At 34.9% G+C, this 21,713-nt stretch carries 16 protein-coding genes and 3 tRNA genes; 11 read left to right on the top strand and 8 right to left on the bottom strand.

All coding sequences use genetic code 11. The annotated features are described in order from the left end of the window. Window positions 1–186 precede the first annotated feature (186 nt). Together AXF18_RS03495 and AXF18_RS03490 are read left to right on the top strand one after the other, a co-directional pair. Window positions 187–1,809: an ATP-binding cassette domain-containing protein gene (locus AXF18_RS03495; RefSeq protein WP_000958790.1), complete on the top strand. Its 1,623-nt coding sequence runs from the start codon at window positions 187–189 to the stop codon at window positions 1,807–1,809. A 61-nt stretch (window positions 1,810–1,870) separates the two neighbouring features. Then, window positions 1,871–4,423 carry a YfhO family protein gene (locus AXF18_RS03490; RefSeq protein ID WP_065371481.1) on the top strand — a complete coding sequence of 851 codons (2,553 nt, stop codon included), beginning with the start codon at window positions 1,871–1,873 and terminating at the stop codon, window positions 4,421–4,423. A 21-nt stretch (window positions 4,424–4,444) separates the two neighbouring features. On the opposite strand, the gene AXF18_RS03485 is transcribed toward AXF18_RS03490, so the two are convergent. Then, window positions 4,445–7,099: a YhgE/Pip domain-containing protein gene (locus AXF18_RS03485; RefSeq protein ID WP_063641745.1), complete on the bottom strand. Its 2,655-nt coding sequence runs from the start codon at window positions 7,097–7,099 to the stop codon at window positions 4,445–4,447. Window positions 7,100–7,227: 128 nt separating this feature from the next. On the opposite strand from AXF18_RS03485, the gene AXF18_RS03480 reads away from it, so the two are divergent. Then, window positions 7,228–7,770, top strand: coding sequence for a TetR/AcrR family transcriptional regulator (locus tag AXF18_RS03480; RefSeq protein WP_000665077.1), 543 nt, complete (start codon window positions 7,228–7,230; stop codon window positions 7,768–7,770). A 38-nt stretch (window positions 7,771–7,808) separates the two neighbouring features. Here the strand turns inward: AXF18_RS03480 and AXF18_RS03475 are convergent. The 7 genes from AXF18_RS03475 to rlmH form a co-directional block, all read right to left on the bottom strand. Further along, window positions 7,809–7,882 (bottom strand) — tRNA-Asn (locus AXF18_RS03475). Window positions 7,883–7,887: 5 nt separating this feature from the next. Beyond that, window positions 7,888–7,959 (bottom strand) — tRNA-Glu (locus AXF18_RS03470). A gap of 51 nt (window positions 7,960–8,010) precedes the next feature. After that, complete coding sequence (comE, locus tag AXF18_RS03465) at window positions 8,011–8,763, bottom strand: competence system response regulator transcription factor ComE (RefSeq protein ID WP_000866082.1); 753 nt, start codon at window positions 8,761–8,763, stop codon at window positions 8,011–8,013. Continuing rightward, complete coding sequence (gene comD / locus AXF18_RS03460; RefSeq protein ID WP_065371480.1) at window positions 8,760–10,079, bottom strand: competence system sensor histidine kinase ComD; 1,320 nt, start codon at window positions 10,077–10,079, stop codon at window positions 8,760–8,762. Before comD ends, comE begins: the two co-directional genes overlap by 4 nt. Before the next feature lie 20 nt (window positions 10,080–10,099). Continuing rightward, window positions 10,100–10,225, bottom strand: coding sequence for a competence-stimulating peptide ComC (gene comC / locus AXF18_RS03455; RefSeq protein ID WP_000799678.1), 126 nt, complete (start codon window positions 10,223–10,225; stop codon window positions 10,100–10,102). Between the two features lie 164 nt (window positions 10,226–10,389). Next, window positions 10,390–10,463, bottom strand: a tRNA-Arg gene (locus AXF18_RS03450). A 43-nt stretch (window positions 10,464–10,506) separates the two neighbouring features. Further along, window positions 10,507–10,986 carry a 23S rRNA (pseudouridine(1915)-N(3))-methyltransferase RlmH gene (gene rlmH, locus AXF18_RS03445; protein WP_000694219.1) on the bottom strand — a complete coding sequence of 160 codons (480 nt, stop codon included), beginning with the start codon at window positions 10,984–10,986 and terminating at the stop codon, window positions 10,507–10,509. 185 nt (window positions 10,987–11,171) lie between these two features. Between rlmH and AXF18_RS03440 the strand changes: the two genes are divergently transcribed. The 8 genes from AXF18_RS03440 to mfd all read left to right on the top strand — a co-directional run bounded on the left by AXF18_RS03440 (window position 11,172) and on the right by mfd (window position 21,663). Beyond that, window positions 11,172–12,368, top strand: a complete 1,197-nt coding sequence (locus AXF18_RS03440; RefSeq protein ID WP_065371479.1) for a S1C family serine protease — start codon at window positions 11,172–11,174, stop codon at window positions 12,366–12,368. Between the two features lie 57 nt (window positions 12,369–12,425). Further along, a complete protein-coding gene (locus tag AXF18_RS03435) occupies window positions 12,426–13,184 on the top strand; it encodes a ParB/RepB/Spo0J family partition protein (protein WP_000410363.1) in 759 nt (252 codons plus the stop codon). A 216-nt stretch (window positions 13,185–13,400) separates the two neighbouring features. After that, window positions 13,401–14,762 (top strand): chromosomal replication initiator protein DnaA, encoded by a 1,362-nt coding sequence (gene dnaA / locus AXF18_RS03430; RefSeq protein ID WP_000660625.1) that lies wholly within the window; start codon window positions 13,401–13,403, stop codon window positions 14,760–14,762. Window positions 14,763–14,920: 158 nt separating this feature from the next. Then, window positions 14,921–16,057, top strand: coding sequence for a DNA polymerase III subunit beta (gene dnaN, locus AXF18_RS03425; RefSeq protein WP_000581146.1), 1,137 nt, complete (start codon window positions 14,921–14,923; stop codon window positions 16,055–16,057). A gap of 64 nt (window positions 16,058–16,121) precedes the next feature. Next, window positions 16,122–16,316: a DUF951 domain-containing protein gene (locus AXF18_RS03420; RefSeq protein ID WP_000285184.1), complete on the top strand. Its 195-nt coding sequence runs from the start codon at window positions 16,122–16,124 to the stop codon at window positions 16,314–16,316. 84 nt (window positions 16,317–16,400) lie between these two features. After that, a complete protein-coding gene (gene ychF, locus AXF18_RS03415; protein ID WP_001218702.1) occupies window positions 16,401–17,516 on the top strand; it encodes a redox-regulated ATPase YchF in 1,116 nt (371 codons plus the stop codon). Window positions 17,517–17,589: 73 nt separating this feature from the next. Next, on the top strand, window positions 17,590–18,159 hold the full coding sequence (pth, locus tag AXF18_RS03410) for an aminoacyl-tRNA hydrolase (RefSeq protein WP_049479916.1): 570 nt from the start codon (window positions 17,590–17,592) through the stop codon (window positions 18,157–18,159). After that, window positions 18,160–21,663 carry a transcription-repair coupling factor gene (gene mfd, locus AXF18_RS03405; protein ID WP_065371478.1) on the top strand — a complete coding sequence of 1,168 codons (3,504 nt, stop codon included), beginning with the start codon at window positions 18,160–18,162 and terminating at the stop codon, window positions 21,661–21,663. Window positions 21,664–21,713 lie beyond the last annotated feature (50 nt).

Here is a 21,713-nt window from a genome sequence, read left to right as displayed (position 1 = left end):
CTTCGAAATTGTCTCTTCAATTATAGCATTTTTTTGTTAAAATAACAGAAAATTATTTAAATCAAACAACTAACTCATTGTAAACAGACCTGTAAACTTAATTGACATAAAATTGACAAACAAAAATTTGAATATTTCTCTCTTTTCTAGTAGAATAAATATATTACATATTATAGGAGAAAAACATTGCTTACAGTATCTGATGTTTCACTACGTTTTAGTGATCGCAAACTTTTTGATGATGTCAATATCAAATTTACAGAAGGAAATACATACGGATTGATTGGTGCTAATGGTGCTGGGAAGTCTACATTCTTAAAAATCTTAGCTGGTGATATCGAGCCAACAACTGGTCACATCTCTCTTGGTCCAGATGAACGTCTCTCTGTTCTCCGTCAAAATCATTTTGACTATGAAGACGAGCGAGTTATTGATGTCGTCATTATGGGAAATGAAAAACTTTACAACATCATGAAAGAAAAAGATGCCATTTACATGAAGGAAGATTTTTCCGATGAAGATGGTGTTCGTGCAGCCGAACTCGAAGGTGAATTTGCTGAACTTGGAGGTTGGGAGGCAGAAAGTGAAGCATCTCAATTACTTCAAAACCTAAACATTCCAGAAGAATTGCACTATCAAAACATGAGCGAATTGGCCAATGGTGAAAAAGTGAAGGTTCTCCTTGCTAAAGCACTTTTTGGCAAACCAGACGTTCTTCTCTTGGACGAGCCGACCAACGGGTTGGACATCCAATCTATTACTTGGCTAGAAGACTTCTTGATTGACTTTGATAACACCGTTATTGTAGTATCCCACGACCGTCACTTCTTAAACAAAGTGTGTACTCATATGGCCGACCTTGACTTTGGAAAAATCAAACTCTATGTCGGAAACTACGACTTCTGGAAGGAATCTTCTGAGCTTGCTGCTAAATTGCTAGCAGACCGTAATGCCAAGGCAGAAGAAAAAATTAAGCAATTGCAAGAATTCGTTGCTCGCTTCTCTGCCAACGCTTCTAAGTCAAGACAAGCAACGTCTCGTAAAAAAATGCTTGACAAGATTGAATTAGAAGAAATTGTTCCTTCTAGTCGTAAATACCCATTTATCAACTTTAAAGCAGAACGTGAGATTGGTAATGATCTCTTGACAGTAGAAAATCTAACTGTAAAGATTGATGGCGAAACTATCCTAGACAATATTAGTTTCATCTTGCGTCCAGGTGATAAGACAGCTCTTATTGGACAAAATGACATCCAAACGACTGCATTAATTCGTGCAATTATGGGTGACATTGACTATGAAGGAACTGTCAAGTGGGGAGTTACTACTAGCCGTTCTTACTTGCCAAAAGACAACTCGGCTGATTTTGCAGGAGGAGAGTCAATCCTTGACTGGTTACGTCAATTTGCAAGTAAAGAAGATGATGACAATACCTTCCTACGTGGTTTCCTCGGTCGTATGCTCTTTTCTGGAGATGAGGTTAACAAACCTGTAAACGTCTTGTCAGGGGGAGAAAAAGTACGTGTCATGCTTTCAAAACTCATGCTCTTGAAATCAAATGTCCTTGTACTTGATGATCCAACAAATCACTTGGACTTGGAATCTATCTCAAGCTTGAACGATGGATTGAAAAACTTTAAAGAATCAATCATCTTTGCCAGTCATGACCACGAGTTCATTCAAACTTTAGCAAACCATATCGTTGTTTTGTCTAAGAATGGCGTCATTGATCGTATCGATGAAACCTATGATGAATTCCTAGAAAATGCAGAAGTACAAGCAAAAGTTAAAGAACTTTGGAAAGATTAAATAAGACTTCAAAACTCAGTTGGGGTAACCAACTGAGTTTTCTATCATTCTACGAGGTAACATGAAATCATTTTTTAAAACATATTGGACCTATTTTGTTTCTTTCATCATTCCTTTAGTAATTATGACTGGAGTATACCTAACTCAAGGTATCTACTGGAATAGCGATACATCTCCACTATTAGGAGACGGTTTCCATCAATACGTTATTTTTGATGTGGCTTTACGAAATATTTTACATGGAAATGGTAGTTTGTTTTACACCTTTACAAGTGGCCTCGGACTGAATTTCTATGCTCTATCTAGTTATTACTTGGGTAGTTTTCTCTCACCTCTGGTTTACTTTTTTAATCTGTCGAATATGCCAGATGCTGTTTATCTGACCATTCTCTTAAAATTTGGATTGATTGGTCTGTCAACCTTCTTTAGTTTGACTAGATTATTTAAAGATATCCCAAAATTTTTAAAACTTGCCTTATCTACTTCCTATGCTTTAATGAGCTTCATTGTCAGTCAGTTAGAGATTAAAACCTGGCTAGATGTTTTTATCTTGATTCCTTTAATTATAACTGGTTTACACCTACTTATAACACAAAAGAAGCGCCTACTATACTTTGCAAGTTTGTCAATCTTATTTATTCAAAATTATTATTTTGGGTATATGACAGCATTGTTTCTTATTTTCTGGTATCTCTGCCAAATTTCTTGGGACTTTAAAACTCGAAAATCATCTTTTCTTGATTTTGTTGTTACCTCCTTTTTAGCTGGAATGGCTAGTTTGATTATGACTCTTCCTACACTGTTTGATTTACAAACTCATGGAGAGAAGTTGACTGCCATCACAAAATTAAAGACAGATAGTAGCTGGTATCTGGATATTTTCGCAAAACAATTCATTGGATCTTTTGATACAACTAAGTATGGATCTATACCAATGATTTTTGTTGGATTGCTTCCTTTTATTTTGACCATTCTATTTTTCACAATAAAATCCATAAGGTTTCACGTGAAACTTACTTATGCAATTTTCTTTATTTTTTTAATAACAAGCTTTTACATAGAAGCACTTGATTTATTTTGGCAAGGGATGCATACCCCAAATATGTTTTTGCATCGCTATGCTTGGATTTTTTCCACTCTGTTAATTTATACTGCAGCAGAAGTCTTAAATCGTCTGAAAGAACTGAAGCTCTGGAATCTATTTGTCTCACTTTTTCTTGTACTAACAGGATTTTTGGCTACTATCTATTTTAAATCGCACTATTCTTTTCTAACTGATTTGAATATCCTACTCACTCTTGAATTTCTACTAGTTTATGCTCTTTTACTTCTTGCAGTCATTAGAAAATTTATCTCTGTAAATCTATTTGCAATTCTTTTGTCTTTATTTATAATAGCTGAGATAAGCTTAAATGCATCATCTCAAATGGAAGGAATAGCTAAAGAATGGGCCTTTGCTTCTCGTAGCGCCTATAATAGAGATATCACCGCTATGGAATCCATTCTAAACCAAATTGACAATTCATTTACACGTACTGAAAAACTGCAAATTCAGACTGGGAATGACAGTATGAAATTTAACTACAATGGAATCTCTCAATTTTCGTCTGTACGAAATCGTTCAGCTAGCACTAGTTTGGATAAACTGGGATTCAAATCCTCTGGAACTAACCTCAATCTCCGTTATGCAAATAATAGTCTTTTAGCAGATAGTTTATTTGGAATCCAGTACAATATTTCTGAAACTTCACTTGATAAGTATGGCTTTCAAGAGATTTATCAAAAGGATCATTTAACCTTATATAAAAATCAACTCTCTTTACCCATTGCCTTTGCCACTCAATCTATTTACACCGATGTAAACTTTAATAATCACACTCTAGATAATCAGGCTTTATTTATAAACCAGCTTGCTAATCTCAACATGGATTACTTCTCCCAAATAGCATCTGATAAAACAGATACTTCAGATGGTTTAACGAGCATCACAGGTTCTGCGAATGAAGATGCAAAGATTGATTATCAAATTGAGGTTCCTCAAAATAGTCAAGTCTATCTCTCTTTTTCAAATCTTCATTTTACAAACGATAAGCAAAAGAAAGTTGACATCATTGTCAATGGAAAAAAAAAGACTTTTACAACTGACAATGCATTTAATTTCTTTAATTTGGGTTATACTGAAGAACGACAAACTTTCAATATCAGTGTTAGTTTCCCTGGAAATTCTCAGGTGTCATTTGAATCCCCAACCTTCTATCGTTTAGATACTCAGGCTCTTACTGAGGCAATTCAAAAGATTAAAGAACAACCTGTAGAAGTATCCACCTCTAAAAATAAAGTCTTTGCTACATATGAAGTAAAACAAGATACCTCTATTTTCTTCACTATTCCTTATGACAAAGGTTGGTCTGCATACCAAGATGGGAAAAAACTTGAAATCAAGCAGGCTCAGACTGGTTTTATGAAAGTTGATGTTCCAAAAGGAAAAGGCACCATTACACTTTCCTTTATCCCCAATGGTTTTGTTATTGGAGTAGCCTGCTCACTAACTGCCCTTCTTCTTTTTGGGATCTATAATCACAGACGAAATTTATCTAAGACAGAAAAAGATTGACCAATTCCTTGGCCAATCTTTTTAATCTTCTTCCATTTTCTTAGGTTGATAAGCTAGCATACCTAAAGCAGTAAAGAAAGCTAGTGTTATAATAAGGAAAATCACTTGGTGATGAATATTTCCTGTCATAGAGATTGTTTGTCGTAAGCCTGATACAGAATAACTCATTGGTAACCAAGGATTGACACCTTTGAAGAAATCATTTGTCAAAGCAAGGGGATAGGTCCCTGCACTTGATGCTAACTGTAATAAAAGTAAAATAAGAGAGAAGAAAGCTCCAATACGGCTATTCCAAGTTGTTAAAGCTGTCACCATAGACATGAAAGCTAAACTTGTGATTATAATTAGAATCAAGGTCCTCATCCCATGGTTCGCAGTCAATCCAATAAGATGGACACCTCCATAAACTAAAACACCTGCTAAGACAGCTATAATCCCATTTATTTCAGAACGAGACTTCAACCAAGCCCAACGGCTCTCTGGATGACGTCCAGAAGGCAACTTAGCAAAAATCATATTGGTAGATATAGCAGCAACAAAAAGAGCAACTGATATCATATAAGGAGCCATAGCAATCCCATTTACAGGGACTTGGTCATTGTCTGTTTTTGAGAGAACTAGAGGTTCAGATAATGTTTCTGCATTTTTAGATTCTGTTGAAGCTGATTTAAGTTGAGTATTTGCATTACCTAATCCTTGTCCTAATGAATCAACTCCTGTCTGTAAATTTTCAAGACTAGAGGTTAAGGTTGTTCCACCATCTGCTAGTTTTCCAGCACCATCTGCTATCTTCATAGCGCCACTTCCTAGTTGAGATGCTGCAGAAAGTAACTGTGTTGATTTATCTGTTAATTGACTAGAGCCAAATTGTAATGTAGTAAGACCTGCTATCAGCTCTGGGCTCTTATTATTCAATTGAGCAGAACCAGATGACAAACTTTCTATACCTGATACTAATTCTGGAGCTTTTCCAGCTAACGCATCTACTCCAGCTGTCAAGGTTGATGTATTTTCTGTCAACTTACTTGATCCAGAAACTAATTTATCTAGACTAGTTGTTAAACTTGTATTTTTTTCACTTAGTTGATTAGCACCAATAGAAATAGTATCCAATCCTTTAGTGTAGTTTACAACACCTTTTTCAATTGACTGACTTCCAGGAACTAACTGATTATTTACAGAAGTTTGTAATGTTGTAAATCCATTTGACAATGTTGTCAAGGAGCTAGATGCTGCAGGTAAGAGTTGATTTGCTTTCGTCTGCACATCAGATAGATTAGATACTTGTTGTTCTGAATTCTCTATACTTTCTTTTAATCCCCCTACTGTCGTTAAAATTGTTTTTGCTGACTCAATAGTAGAATTAGAATTTTTAGAAATAGCTTCTGTCAGTTCTTTCTTTTGTTCCTCTGTAAGAGATTGATAAGTAGCTGTTGATTGAAGGTTAGCAATAGTTTTCTCTTGTTCTGTCTGACTTTTTGTCACAATATCCTGAGCAAGAGTTGTTAGATTTGGCAAAGCTTCTGACAATGTACTTTTCAGTTGAGTATTATCTGATATTTTAAGAGCTTGTAGTGTTTTATTTAGTTCTCCTAAGCTTGTTGCCAATTGCGCTATTTCTTCACTTTGTTGAGATGAGGACTCTAATTGACTTGAAATTTCTTTAATACCAGTATTTAATTGCTCCATTCCATCTCTTAGTGTATCTGATTGATTGGATAATTGACTTGTTCCGTTAGAAAGTTCTTTCACACTACTTGTATAAGCATTTACACCAACTGAAAATTGATTGAGACCTGTATCCAGTTGTGAAACGCCACCTGTATAGGACTTTATACCTGTATTTAGCTGATTTACACCTGTCACCAACTCAGGAGTTTTTGAAGCTAATTGACCAAGTCCAGTGTCAACTTGTGAGACAGCATTTGTATAACTTTGTAAACCACTATTAAAAGTTCCTAAACCAATATGTAATTGCTCTATAGCAGACACATAGCTAGATAAGCCTTTTGTAAATTGATCCGCTCCATTTGAAAAAGTTACAGTTGAATTAGCTAGAGTATTAAGATTTGTCGTCAACGTTTGACTTCCCGTCACCAACTGATCGGCTCCATTAGCCAATTGTTCACTTCCTTCAGCTGCCTTATTTATTCCAGATTTCAAATCATTCATTTTTTGAAATAAAGCCTTAGTGTATGTTTCCGTAACATTAGTAGAGACAGTTTGTTTTAATTGTGTCATTGCAGAATCACTCATCTTACTTGCAATAAAGCTATGCCCACTTGACGTCTGATAATCAATCTGCATCTGTTCAGGATGATTCGTTAGGATAGAAGTAGCTTTTTCAGATAAGTCACTTGGTAAAGTCACTACCATGTAGTAGTCACCATCTTCTAGCCCTTTTTCCCCTTCCTCTTCATTAACAAAGTGAAAATCTAAAACCTTATTTTCTTTTAAATTAGACACCATGTCTTCACCAATTGTCATAGTCTGTCCATTATAAGAAGCTTCCTTATCTTTATTGACAACTGCCACAGGTAACTCCGATACTTGACCATATGGATCCCACATGGACGATAAAAATATAATGTTGTATAAAGCTGGAATGAGAGAAATCCCTATCATTACAATGATAAAGGTCGGTTTTTTAAATATTGCTTTCCATTCTTTAAACATGTTTCCTCCTTTTTTACACATATTGTCTAAAATTTTGATATAATAGATTATACATCAAAAAATCTAAATTACAAGGTAAAAAATAATTTTTTAGACACATAGTCTATTTTTGTTTACAAGGAGAAATTATGAAAGAAAGTAACAAACGTTTAAAAACAAAACGAATTATCGAAAATGCCATGGTTCAATTATTGATGGACCAGCCCTTTGATCAAATTTCTACTGTCAAATTAGCAGAAAAAGCCGGAATTAGTCGTTCTAGCTTCTACACTCACTACAAAGATAAGTATGATATGATTGAACACTATCAAAGTAAGTTATTTCATACATTTGAATATATCTTCCAAAAACATGTTCATCATAAAAGAGATGCTATTCTAGAAGTATTTGAATATCTAGAATCAGAACCACTTCTGGCTGCTCTTCTTTCTGAAAATGGAACCAAAGAAATCCAAAATTTTTTGAGAAATAAACTGCATATTATGCTTAGTACTGATCTTCAGAAACGTTTTATGCAACTACAACTAAATTCAATTGAGTTAGAATATAGCAGTATTTATCTAACAAATGCCCTATTTGGTGTTTGTCAGACTTGGATTGCTCATGGGAAAAAAGAAAGTCCGCAAGAAATGACAGACTTCCTTATGAAAATGTTAGGTGATACAAACTAAGAATAAAAAGAACACCAGATGGTGTTCTTTTTATCTAACTCCGCCAGTAGGACTCGAACCTACGACATCATGATTAACAGTCATGCGCTACTACCAACTGAGCTATGGCGGATAAAATAGTCCGTACGGGATTCGAACCCGTGTTACCGCCGTGAAAAGGCGGTGTCTTAACCCCTTGACCAACGGACCATCTATCTGTAGCAGATATAACCATTATATCAATTTCTTACTTATTGTCAATCACTTTTTAGATTTTTTCTCTAGAATATCTTTTAGTTTACGAACTTTCAAACGGGTAATAGGACAACGATGATCTTCATAAAAGACAACTTCTAAATTTTTTCGATCAATTTCTCTCACATTTCCTACATTGACAAGGAAAGATTTATGGGAGCAATAAAATCGCTGGGTATGTTTGTCCTTCTCCTGAATATCTGTCATAGTTCCATAAAACTCTTTGGCAAAATTCTTACCAATAATTCGCAATTTATGAGAAACACCTGTTGTTTCGATATACAGAATATCATGGTAAGGAATTTTCAAATCATTTCCCTTATAGTTGTAATCAAAATAGTCTACAACATCTTCGTTTTCAAGCAGCATGCTCTTAGTGTAAAAAATACTCTGCTCGATACGTTTTTTGAACAATTCATCATTGATGTCCTTATCTACAAAATCTAAAGCTGATACCTGATACTTATAAGTTAAAGTAGCGAATTCAGATCGACTGGTAATAAAGACAATAATAGCATAAGGATTGTGATGACGAATAAACTGAGCCACTTCAAATCCCTTTTTCTCAATTCCATAAATATCGATATCTAGGAAATAAAGCTGGTTTACTTCATCATTTTCGATATATTCCTTAAACTCACGAACTTTTCCTGTTGTCTTATATGAAATAGGAATATTCGATTCCTCAGAGATTTCATTCAATATTCTCTCTAGTCTCACTTGATGCTCAATAACATCTTCTAAAATTAATACTTTCATTCGAATTCCCTCTTAAATCTAATAATTTGTCTAAATGTGTTGTCTTCCATCTCTGTTTCTAAGATAATGTTGTCATACTTATCTAAAATCTCTTTGACATTATTAAGTCCTAGACCTCTATTTCTTCCCTTGGTAGAGAAACCTAAGGCAAATAGATCCTCTGAAGGCGTCATAGTGATTTTGCATGAATTTTGGATAACTATAACTGTTTCAAAATCCATTTTAATGACTGCAACTTCCATTTGTTTCAAATAACTATCTGCAGCACCTTCAACGGCATTGTTTAGTAAAATGCTCATGATACGAACAAGATCAAGTAAATCTATTGACAGTCTAGTAATGATATCCTTTACTTCCAATGTAAACTCTACATCATTTTTTCGTGCATAGACAATCGATTGAGCAATTAAACTTCGTAAAGCAGAATCTTCTATATTATTTAAATCAAAGTAAGTATATTTTTCTGACCTCAATTTCTGATTTGCTTTTACTAGGACTTCATTGTAAACCCTGTTAATTTCTTGTAAATCTCCACTGTCAATCGCCATTTGCATGCTGACAAGCATTCCTGCATAATCATGACGAAAACCTCGAATTTCATTATACAACTCCACAATTTCATCAGTATAAGTCTGTAAATGTTTTTGTTCAAATTTCTTTTGTTTTAGAGCAATCTCTTTTTCAATTTGAATCTTGTGAGAATTCATTGCAAAGAAAATCAATAACAAGCAAATAAAAACAATGGTTGATAAAATACTTCCGAAGCTATTTAAATGATGAGTTGTACTTACTATATCTGAAATAAACAATAAGATATGCAAACCAATAAAAGCAACTATTACTTTTTTTAAAAAAGGGTACAGATAATCTTTATCAAAATATTTAATATCCAGATGAAAATAACGAATTATTATTAGAATAGAAAAATAAGTCATCAACAATACTACTAAAAGGAATGTACTTTTGTAGTTTAATACTACTTCATCTCCTGTTATAGAAGATAAGGTTACGGATATAAAAGTATGAGTACTGTGATATAATAAAGACAGTAGTAAACTAATAAAAATAGCTTTGTATTTTTCAGACTTCTTTAACTTTCTTAAATAAAGGTACACAACCAAAGGAAATAAAAATTTAGACAAAGCAAAACTATTAGAATATACCAGTGTAATAATTTCTTCAAGTATAAAAACTGAGATGCATGTGTAACAGAAAAAAGCAATTTGTTCTTTTCTATTTATTTTACAAATCCATTCATAACTTTTGCTAATGATGAGAAAATAAAAAATAGCTATCCCTAATCCAAATAAATCCATTACTCTCTACCTTTATTTCATTACTTTCTTCTTGGAAAAATAAGATTACGAATTGTTTCTGAAATTCTCCAATCTCCACCTCGAATCTCCTGCAATTCTGCCTCTGTTACTTCTTTAAATTGTTCCAACTTTACTGTATTTTTCATAATGAAATCTCCTGTATTATTTTTTCTTGTAAGTTAACTTACACACCTATTATACAAAATGAAGACCATGTAAGAAAAAATTCTTCCCAACTGTACATTTTTGCACCTGAAACGCACTTTTTTAAGAAAAAAGCTGGGATTTATCCCAGCTTCGCATCTAAAATTGATCCCAGCAGGATTCGAACCTGCGACCGTTCGCTTAGAAGGCGAATGCTCTATCCAGCTGAGCTATGAGACCTAACATGACCATTCTATCAAAAAACAAGAGCTAAGTCAATCTTCTATTTGTGGTAAGGAGAACCCTGTTGAATTGTAAAAGCACGGTAAATTTGTTCAACTAAAACCAATCTCATTAACTGATGTGGTAATGTCAGACGGCCAAAACTGACAGAAAGATTGGCCCTATTTTTTACAACAGGAGCTAGACCCAAACTTCCTCCAATGATAAAAGTAAGAGTTGAGTATCCTTTGATAGAAGCTTGCTCTAGTTGCTTACTAAATTCCTCTGAGGAGAGTGTTTTTCCTTCAATGGCTAGTACAACGACAAAGTCTCTTTCTCCAACCTTAGAAAGAATTCTTTCGCCTTCTGTTTCCAAGATTTTTTGATTTTCTAATTCACTGGCTTTGTCAGGTGTCTTCTCATCAGTGAGCTCAATCATTTCTAATTTGGCGAAACGTGAAATTCGTTTGGTATATTCAGCAATTCCATCTTTAAGGTATTTTTCTTTTAATTTTCCTACTGTTACAATTTTTATTTTCATTCTTCTATTTTATCATATCCACACTTCATTTCACATCTTATACACACAAAAATCATCCTAAATTTCTAGCAAATTCACAGAATAAAGCGAGTTGTCCACAACTTGTGTAAAACTTTAAGCTTTTAAGTTTGGATTAAGTTAATAGGTTTATAATCTGAGTAAATAAATAACAAACGGAGGCGTTTATGAAACACTTACAAAAATTTTACAAAAAAGGAGTTAAAGTTCTAGCAATCATTCTAATCGGATTTTTAAGTGGTGCCTTAGGAAGTTTCGTAACATTACAACTTTATCAAAAACAAGGAAATCAAGCTACAAATAATAATTCTGGCACTGTCACTCAAACATCCTATAAGAATGAAAATTCAACCACTCAAGCAGTAAATAAAGTTAAGGATGCTGTTGTCTCAATCATTACTTATTCTTCTTCTAGCAGTAGACAAAGTAGTGTATTTAATGCTGATGACACTAATTCTGATTCAGAAAATCAACAAATCGCAAGTGAGGGATCAGGTGTCATCTATAAAAAGGATGATAAAGATGCCTATCTTGTAACTAATACTCACGTTATCAATGGAGCTTCAAAAGTTGATATCCGCTTAGCAGATGGTACCAAGGTTCCTGGTGAAATTGTCGGATCTGATACCTTCTCTGATATTGCTGTCGTTAAAATTTCTTCAGAAAAAGTTACAACAGTAGCAGAATTTGGGGATTCAAGTCAACTAAGTGTTGGAGAAACAGCGATTGCTATCGGTAGTCCTCTAGGTTCAGAATATGCTAATACAGTTACACAGGGGATTATTTCAAGTCTTAATCGAAATGTTTCTCTAAAATCTGAAGATGGTCAAGCTATTTCAACAAAAGCCATTCAAACAGATACAGCCATTAACCCTGGTAACTCTGGTGGTCCACTTGTAAATATTCAAGGACAAGTAATTGGTATTACATCAAGTAAAATTGCAAGTAATGGTGGAACATCTGTAGAAGGTCTTGGTTTTGCAATTCCTTCAAACGATGCACAAAATATCATTAAACAGCTTGAAAGTGATGGTAAAGTGACTCGTCCTGCTCTTGGAATTCAAATGGTCAATCTATCAAATGTTGGAGCTAGTGATCTTAGAAAACTTAACATTCCAAGTGGCCTCACTTCAGGTGTAGTTGTTCGATCTGTTCAAAACAATATGCCAGCAAATGGACATCTTCAAAAATATGATGTCATTACCAAAGTTGACGACAAAGAGATTGCCTCATCAACAGACCTGCAACATGCTCTTTACAATCATGCTATCGGAGATACTATCAAAGTAACCTACTACCGTAACGGTAAAGAAGAAACAACCTCAATTAAACTAGATAAGAATTCTGGTGATTTAGAGTCTTAATTGACATCAGTGTAAAGAAAACTTTACAGAAAGTAAAAGATATGTTAGTGTAGAATCATGGAAAAATTTGAAATGATTTCTATCTCTGAAATACAAAAGAATCCTTACCAACCTCGAAAAGAATTTGATGTAGAAAAATTAAAGGAATTGGCTCAGTCAATCAAAGAAAATGGGCTCATCCAACCAATCATCGTTCGTCAATCTCCTGTAATTGGTTATGAAATCCTTGCAGGAGAGAGACGATATAGGGCTTCTCTCTTAGCTGGTCTTACTTCTATTCCAGCCGTTGTAAAGCACCTCTCAGATCAGGAAATGATGATTCAGTCTATCATTGAGAATTTGCAGAGAGAAAATTTAAATCCTGTTGAAGAAGCACGCGCCTACGAATCTTTAGTAGAAAAAGGATTTACTCACACTGAGATAGCAGATAAAATGGGGAAATCTCGTCCTTATATCACTAATTTTATTCGTTTGCTTTCCCTACCAGAATATATCTTAACTGAAGTAGAAAATGGAAAAATTTCTCAAGCGCATGCACGTTCACTAGTTGGTTTGGACAAAGAGCAGCAAGACTATTTCTTCCAACTAATTAAAAATGAAGACATCTCTGTGAGAAAGCTAGAATCACTTCTTACAGAGAAAAAACACAAGAAGCAACTAAAAAATGATTCTTTCATCAAAGACGAAGAAGATAAATTAAAAAAACTACTCGGTTTAAGTGTAGAAATTAAACTTTCAAAAAAAGATACTGGAAAGATTATTATCTCCTTTTCAAGTCAAGAAGAATACGATAGAATTATTAACAGCCTGAAATAAGGCTGTTCTTTTATTTTCTCAACTCACAAATTTATCCACCAATTTTTTTATCAAAAAGCCTACTAAATCAAGGATTTTCTTATTTATCCCCAACCTGTGGATAAATACTGCTAACATTGTGGATTCTTTTCCCCAATCTGTGGAAAAATCCTATTATCTATGGTAAAATAAGTCTAGCACTAAACTACTAAAATCATAGTAAAGGAGGAAAATTAGTTGAAAGAAAAGCAATTTTGGAATCGTATTTTAGAATTTGCTCAAGAAAGATTGACTCGATCTATGTATGATTTCTATGCTACACCTGCTGAACTCATCAAAGTAGAAGAAAATACAGCTACTATATTTCTACCGAGATCAGAGATGGAAATGGTGTGGGAAAAGCAATTAAAAGATATTATCATTGCTGCTGGTTTTGAAATTTATGATTCTGAAATCAAACCTCACTATATTTTCACTAAACCTCAGAGTACAGAATCCCCTCAAGTAAATGATACGAATAGTGTCTCTACTTACGATTACACACCTGCACTACCAACGATTCCCTATTCTGAAACAGGATTAAAAGAAAAATATACCTTTGATAACTTTATTCAAGGTGATGGGAATGTTTGGGCGGTGTCTGCTGCACTAGCTGTATCTGAAGATTTAGCTCTGACCTATAATCCTCTTTTCATCTATGGAGGACCTGGTCTTGGAAAGACTCACTTACTCAATGCGATTGGAAATGAGATTTTGAAAAATATTCCTGATGCGCGTGTCAAGTACATTCCTGCCGAAAGCTTTATCAATGACTTTCTTGAACACTTGCGACTTGGGGAAATGGAAAAGTTCAAAAAGACTTACCGTAGCCTTGATCTCTTGTTGATCGATGATATCCAATCTCTCAGTGGCAAAAAAGTCGCGACCCAAGAAGAATTTTTCAATACCTTCAATGCTCTTCATGATAAGCAGAAACAGATTGTCCTAACCAGTGATCGAAGTCCTAAACACCTAGAAGGCCTTGAGGAAAGACTTGTCACGCGCTTTAGCTGGGGATTGACGCAAAATATCACTCCTCCTGACTTTGAGACACGTATCGCCATTCTTCAAAGTAAAACAGAGCACTTGGATTACCATTTCCAAAGTGATACTCTAGAGTACTTGGCTGGCCAATTTGATTCAAATGTTCGAGAATTGGAAGGAGCAATCAATGATATCACTTTAATTGCCAGAGTGAAGAAGATTAAGGATATTACTATTGATATTGCTGCGGAAGCTATTAGAGCACGTAAGCAAGACGCTCGCCAGATACTTGTTATTCCAATTGAGAAAATCCAAACTGAAGTTGGTAATTTTTATGGAGTGAGTGTCAAAGAAATGAAGGGGACGAGACGAGTTCAAAACATCGTTTTAGCACGTCAAGTTGCCATGTACCTAGCTAGAGAACTGACAGATAACAGTCTTCCAAAAATCGGAAAAGAATTTGGCGGAAAGGATCACACCACCGTTATTCATGCCCATGCTAAAATCAAATCATTGATTGACGAAGACGATAATTTACGTTTAGAAATAGAAGCAATCAAAAAGAAAATTAAGTAGCTTGTGGATAACTTTTTATTTCTTATCTTTTTTATCCACATTTTTTAAACAAGCTTAGGAGCTTAAGTTTACTAAATAGCACTCAGTTTTCCACAGAATTCATACACTCTATTATTACTATTAACTTTCTAATACTAAAAATAAATAAAGGAGAATCCATGATTCATTTTTCAATTAATAAAAATTTATTTCTACAGGCCTTAAATACTACAAAACGAGCAATAAGCTCTAAAAATGCTATTCCAATTTTATCAACAATCAAAATTGACGTTACCAATGAAGGAATTACTTTAATTGGCTCAAACGGTCAAATTTCTATTGAAAATTTCATTTCTCAAAAGAATGAAGATGCTGGTCTCTTGATTACTTCTCTGGGTTCGATTCTTCTAGAAGCTTCTTTCTTTATCAATGTTGTATCTAGTCTTCCAGATGTAACGCTAGATTTCAAAGAGATTGAACAAAAACAAATTGTCTTAACAAGTGGCAAATCAGAAATTACTCTAAAAGGAAAAGATAGCGAACAGTACCCACGAATCCAAGAAATTTCAGCAAGCACTCCTTTGGTTCTTGAAACAAAACTGCTCAAGAAAATTATCAATGAAACAGCATTTGCTGCAAGTACGCAAGAAAGTCGTCCCATCTTAACAGGTGTTCATTTTGTATTGAGCCAACACAAGGAACTAAAAACAGTTGCGACAGACTCACACCGCCTTAGCCAGAAGAAATTGACTCTTGAAAAAAATGGAGATGATTTCGATGTGGTAATTCCTAGTCGTTCTCTCCGCGAATTTTCAGCGGTATTTACAGATGATATTGAAACTGTAGAGATTTTCTTTGCAAATAATCAAATCCTCTTTAGAAGCGAAAATATTAGCTTCTACACTCGTCTCCTAGAAGGAAACTATCCTGATACAGATCGTTTGATTCCAACAGACTTTAACACTACAATTACTTTTGATGTGGTTAATTTGCGTCAATCTATGGAGCGTGCACGTCTCTTATCAAGTGCAACTCAAAATGGTACTGTGAAGCTTGAAATTAAAGGTGGAGTTGTTAGCGCCCATGTTCACTCTCCAGAAGTTGGTAAAGTAAACGAAGAAATCGATACGGAGCAGGTGACTGGGGATGATTTGACTATTAGTTTCAACCCAACTTACTTGATTGATTCCCTCAAGGCTTTAAATAGTGAAAAAGTCACTATTAGCTTTATCTCAGCAGTTCGTCCATTTACTCTTGTGCCAGCAGATACTGACGAAGATTTCATGCAGCTTATCACACCAGTTCGAACAAATTAAGTGAAAGAGGTTGAGCCTGGCTCGCCTCTTTTATGATATAATCAAAAAAGAAAAGGAGAGTAGTATGTATCAAGTTGGAAATTTTGTTGAGATGAAAAAACCACACGCTTGTACCATCAAGTCAACAGGCAAAAAGGCTAATCGTTGGGAAATTACACGTGTAGGGGCAGATATCAAAATAAAGTGTAGCAATTGTGACCACCTTGTCATGATGAGTCGCTATGATTTTGAACGAAAAATGAATAAGATTATTGACTAAGAACCCTTAGTTAGAGGGTTAGCAAGTTTTCCCTTTTTGTGTTATAATGTTAGGGATTGAAATGAGAACGGAGAATGAGAAACTATGGCTTTAACAGCAGGTATCGTTGGTTTGCCAAACGTTGGTAAATCAACCCTTTTTAATGCAATTACAAAAGCAGGAGCAGAGGCGGCAAACTACCCATTTGCGACTATTGATCCAAACGTTGGGATGGTGGAAGTTCCAGATGAACGTCTACAAAAACTAACGGAAATGATTACTCCTAAAAAGACAGTTCCAACAACCTTTGAGTTTACAGATATTGCAGGGATTGTAAAAGGAGCTTCAAAAGGAGAAGGTCTAGGTAATAAATTCTTGGCCAATATCCGTGAAGTAGACGCGATTGTTCACGTAGTTCGTGCTTTTGATGATGAAAATGTGATGCGCGAGCAAGGACGTGAAGACGCCTTTGTGGATCCACTTGCAGATATTGATACCATTAACCTAGAATTGATTCTTGCTGACTTAGAATCAGTTAATAAACGCTATGCGCGTGTAGAAAAGATGGCACGTACGCAAAAAGATAAAGAATCAGTAGCAGAATTTAATGTTCTTCAAAAGATTAAACCAGTCCTTGAGGATGGAAAATCAGCTCGCACCATCGAATTTACAGATGAAGAACAAAAAGTTGTCAAAGGTCTCTTCCTTTTGACCACTAAACCAGTTCTTTATGTTGCTAATGTGGATGAGGATGTAGTTTCAGATCCAGATTCTATCGAATATGTGAAGCAAATTCGTGAATTCGCAGCGACAGAGAATGCTGAAGTAGTAGTTATTTCCGCGCGTGCTGAGGAAGAAATTTCTGAGTTAGACGATGAGGATAAGCAAGAGTTTCTTGAAGCACTTGGTTTGACTGAATCAGGCGTTGACAAGTTGACTCGTGCAGCTTATCACTTGCTTGGGCTTGGAACTTACTTCACAGCTGGTGAAAAAGAAGTCCGTGCTTGGACCTTTAAGCGAGGGATGAAAGCTCCTCAAGCAGCTGGTATTATCCACTCAGACTTTGAAAAAGGGTTTATTCGTGCAGTAACAATGTCATATGAGGATCTAGTGAAATATGGATCTGAAAAGGCTGTAAAAGAAGCTGGGCGTTTGCGTGAAGAAGGAAAAGAATATATCGTTCAAGATGGCGATATCATGGAATTCCGCTTTAACGTTTAATAATATTTAATAAATAGTGTCAATTAGGTTGGAAAAAAATTCCAACCCTTTTGGCTTTCGAAAGGAAAAATAAATGACCAAATTACTTGTAGGATTGGGAAATCCAGGGGATAAATATTTTGAAACCAAGCACAACGTTGGATTTATGTTGATTGACCAACTAGCTAAAAAACAAAATGTCACCTTTACACATGACAAGATATTTCAAGCTGACCTAGCATCTTTTTTCATCAATGGAGAAAAAATTTATCTCGTCAAACCAACAACATTTATGAATGAAAGTGGAAAAGCGGTTCATGCTTTATTGACTTACTATGGTTTGGATATTGAAAATTTACTCGTTATTTACGACGACCTTGACATGGAAGTCGGGAAAATTCGTTTAAGAGCAAAGGGATCAGCAGGTGGTCATAATGGTATCAAGTCTATTATTCAACATATAGGGACTCAGGTATTTAACCGTGTTAAAATAGGTATTGGAAGACCTAAAAAAGGCATGTCAGTTGTTCATCATGTTTTAAGTAAGTTTGATCAGGATGACTATGTGGGTATTTTACAGTCAATTGACAAGGTTGACGATGCTGTAAATTATTATTTACAAGAAAAAAACTTTGAGAAAACAATGCAGAGGTATAACAGCTAAATGGTGACTTTATTAGATTTATTCTCAGAAAATGACCAGATAAAAAAATGGCATCAAAATCTGATAGATAAGAAAAGACAACTAATACTTGGTTTATCAACGTCTACCAAGGCTATTGCAATTGCAAGCAGTCTAGAAAAGGAAAATAAGATTGTGTTACTGACTTCAACTTATGGAGAAGCAGAACGAATTATCAGTGATCTTCTTTCTCTCTTAGGAGAGGAACTTGTCTATCCATTTTTGGTTGATGACTCTCCTATGGTAGAGTTTTTGATGTCTTCGCAAGAAAAAATCATTTCGCGGGTTGAGGCCTTGCGTTTTTTGAGTGATCCGTCTAAGAAAGGGATTTTAGTTTGTAATATCGCAGCGAGTAGGTTAATTTTACCCTCTCCGACTAGATTTAAAGAAAGTACTATAAAAATTGCAGTTGGCGAAGAATATGACCAACACGAGCTACTTCACCGGTTAAAGGAAATTGGATATCGAAAAGTTACTCAAGTACAGACACAAGGTGAGTTTAGTATTCGAGGAGACATTTTAGATATTTTTGAGATGTCTCAGTTAGAACCTTTCCGAATCGAGTTTTTTGGCGATGAAGTAGATGGTATTCGTACTTTTGAAGTCGAAACACAATTATCGAAAGAAAATCAGACAAACCTCACTATCTTTCCAGCTAGCGACATACTTTTGAGAGAAAAAGATTATCAACGAGGACAGTCAGCTTTAGAAAAGCAAATTTCAAAGACTCTATCACCAATTTTAAAATCATATTTGGAAGAGATTTTGTCAAGTTTTCATCAAAAACAAGTACATTCAGATAGTCGAAAGTTTTTGTCCTTATGTTACGATAAAACATGGACTGTATTTGATTATATTGAAAAAGATACACCAGTATTCTTTGATGACTATCAAAAATTGATGAATCAGTATGAATCCTTTGAAAGAGAATTAGCACAATACTTTACAGAAGATTTACAGAATGGTAAATCATTTTCTGGGATGCAGTATTTTGCAGATACAGAGCAAACCTATAAAAAACAAAGTCCAGTTACCTTTTTCTCCAATCTGCAAAAGGGCTTAGGAAATCTTAAGTTTGATCACATTTATCAATTTAATCAATACCCCATGCAAGAGTTTTTCAATCAATTTTCATTTTTAAAAGGAGAAATTGAGCGATACAAAAAAATGGACTACACTATTATTTTGCAGTCTAGCAATTCAATGGGAAGTAAGACGTTGGAGGATGTTTTAGAGGAATATCAGATCAAATTAGATTCCAGAGATAAGTCAAGTATCTGTAAAGAATCTGTAAACTTGATTGAGGGTAATCTAAGACATGGTTTTCATTTTGTAGATGAAAAAATTCTCTTGATTACTGAACATGAGATTTTTCAAAAGAAATTAAAACGTCGGTTTAGAAGACAACATGCTTCAAATGCAGAGCGATTAAAAGATTATAATGAACTTGAAAAAGGGGACTACGTTGTTCACCATATCCATGGAATTGGTCAATATTTAGGAATCGAAACAATTGAAATCAAAGGGATTCACCGTGATTATGTCAGTGTACAGTATCAAAATGGTGACCAAATCTCCATCCCAGTAGAGCAGATTCAGTTACTGTCTAAATATGTTTCAAGTGATGGGAAAGCGCCAAAACTTAATAAATTAAATGATGGTCATTTCAAAAAGGCCAAGCAAAAAGTTAAGAACCAAGTAGAGGATATAGCTGACGATTTAATCAAGCTTTATTCTGAGCGTAGTCAGTTGAAGGGGTTTGCTTTCTCAGCTGATGATGATGAGCAACATGCTTTTGATGATGCTTTCCCTTATGTTGAAACAGATGATCAACTTCGCAGTATTGAGGAAATCAAGAGAGATATGCAGGATTCTCACCCCATGGATCGACTTTTGGTTGGAGATGTTGGTTTTGGGAAGACTGAAGTAGCAATGCGTGCTGCTTTTAAGGCAGTCAATGATCACAAACAGGTGGTCGTTCTAGTTCCAACGACGGTTTTAGCGCAACAGCACTATACGAATTTTAAGGAACGATTCCAAAATTTTGCTGTTAATATTGATGTGTTGAGTCGCTTTAGAAGTAAAAAAGAGCAGGCAGAAACACTTGAAAAATTAAAGAATGGTCAAGTTGATATTTTGATTGGAACGCATCGTGTTTTGTCAAAAGATGTGGTGTTTTCTGATTTGGGCTTGATGATTATTGATGAAGAGCAGCGATTCGGGGTTAAGCATAAGGAAACTTTGAAAGAACTAAAAAAACAAGTAGATGTTCTAACCTTGACAGCAACGCCAATCCCTCGTACTCTCCACATGTCTATGCTGGGAATTCGAGATTTGTCTGTTATTGAAACTCCTCCAACCAATCGCTATCCTGTTCAAACCTATGTATTAGAGAAGAATGATAGTGTCATTCGTGATGCTGTCTTGCGTGAAATGGAGCGTGGAGGTCAACTTTACTATCTTTACAATAAAGTTGACACGATTGACCAGAAGGTTTCAGAATTACAGGAGTTGGTTCCAGAGGCTTCGATTGGGTATGTTCATGGACAAATGAGTGAAATTCAGTTGGAAAATACTCTACTTGATTTCATTGAAGGTCAGTATGATATTTTGGTGACAACTACTATTATTGAGACAGGGGTTGATATTCCAAATGCCAATACCTTATTTATTGAAAATGCAGACCATATGGGTTTGTCAACTTTGTATCAATTAAGAGGAAGAGTCGGTCGTAGTAATCGTATTGCTTATGCTTATCTCATGTATCGTCCAGAAAAATCAATTAGTGAAGTTTCTGAGAAGAGATTAGAAGCGATTAAGGGATTTACAGAATTAGGCTCAGGATTTAAGATTGCTATGCGAGATCTTTCGATTCGGGGAGCAGGAAATCTCCTAGGAAAATCGCAGTCTGGTTTCATTGATTCTGTTGGTTTTGAATTGTATTCACAGTTATTAGAGGAAGCTATTGCTAAACGGAACGGTAATGGGAATAAAAGAACCAAAGGAAATGCTGAGTTGATTTTACAAATTGATGCTTATCTTCCTGATACTTATATTTCTGACCAACGACATAAGATTGAAATTTACAAGAAAATTCGTCAAATTGACAATCGTGTCAACTATGAAGAACTACAAGAAGAATTGATGGATCGATTTGGAGAATACCCAGATGTAGTAACCTACCTTTTAGAGATTGGTTTGGTTAAGTCATATTTGGACAAGGTCTTTGTAGAACGTGTGGAAAGAAAAGATAACAAGATTACAGTTCAATTTGAAAAAGTCACTCAACGACTATTCTTGGCTCAAGATTATTTTAAAGCCTTATCTGCAACGAACTTAAAAGCAGCTATAGCTGAGAATAAGGGATTAATGGAAGTTGTATTTGATGTCCGAAACAAGAAGGATTATGAAATTTTAGAAGGTTTGCTGATTTTTGGAGAAAGTTTATTAGAGATAAAAGAATCAAAGGAAGCAAATCCCATTTAACATTTTTCTTCTATAAAAAGGATAAAAATGGTACAATAATAATTTGAGGT

The organism is Streptococcus sp. oral taxon 064 (assembly GCF_001683375.1).
Classification (GTDB): Bacteria; Bacillota; Bacilli; order Lactobacillales; family Streptococcaceae; genus Streptococcus; species Streptococcus oralis_S.
Note: the sequence above shows the minus strand (reverse complement) of the source record. Positions and strands in the feature narration are given on the sequence as shown.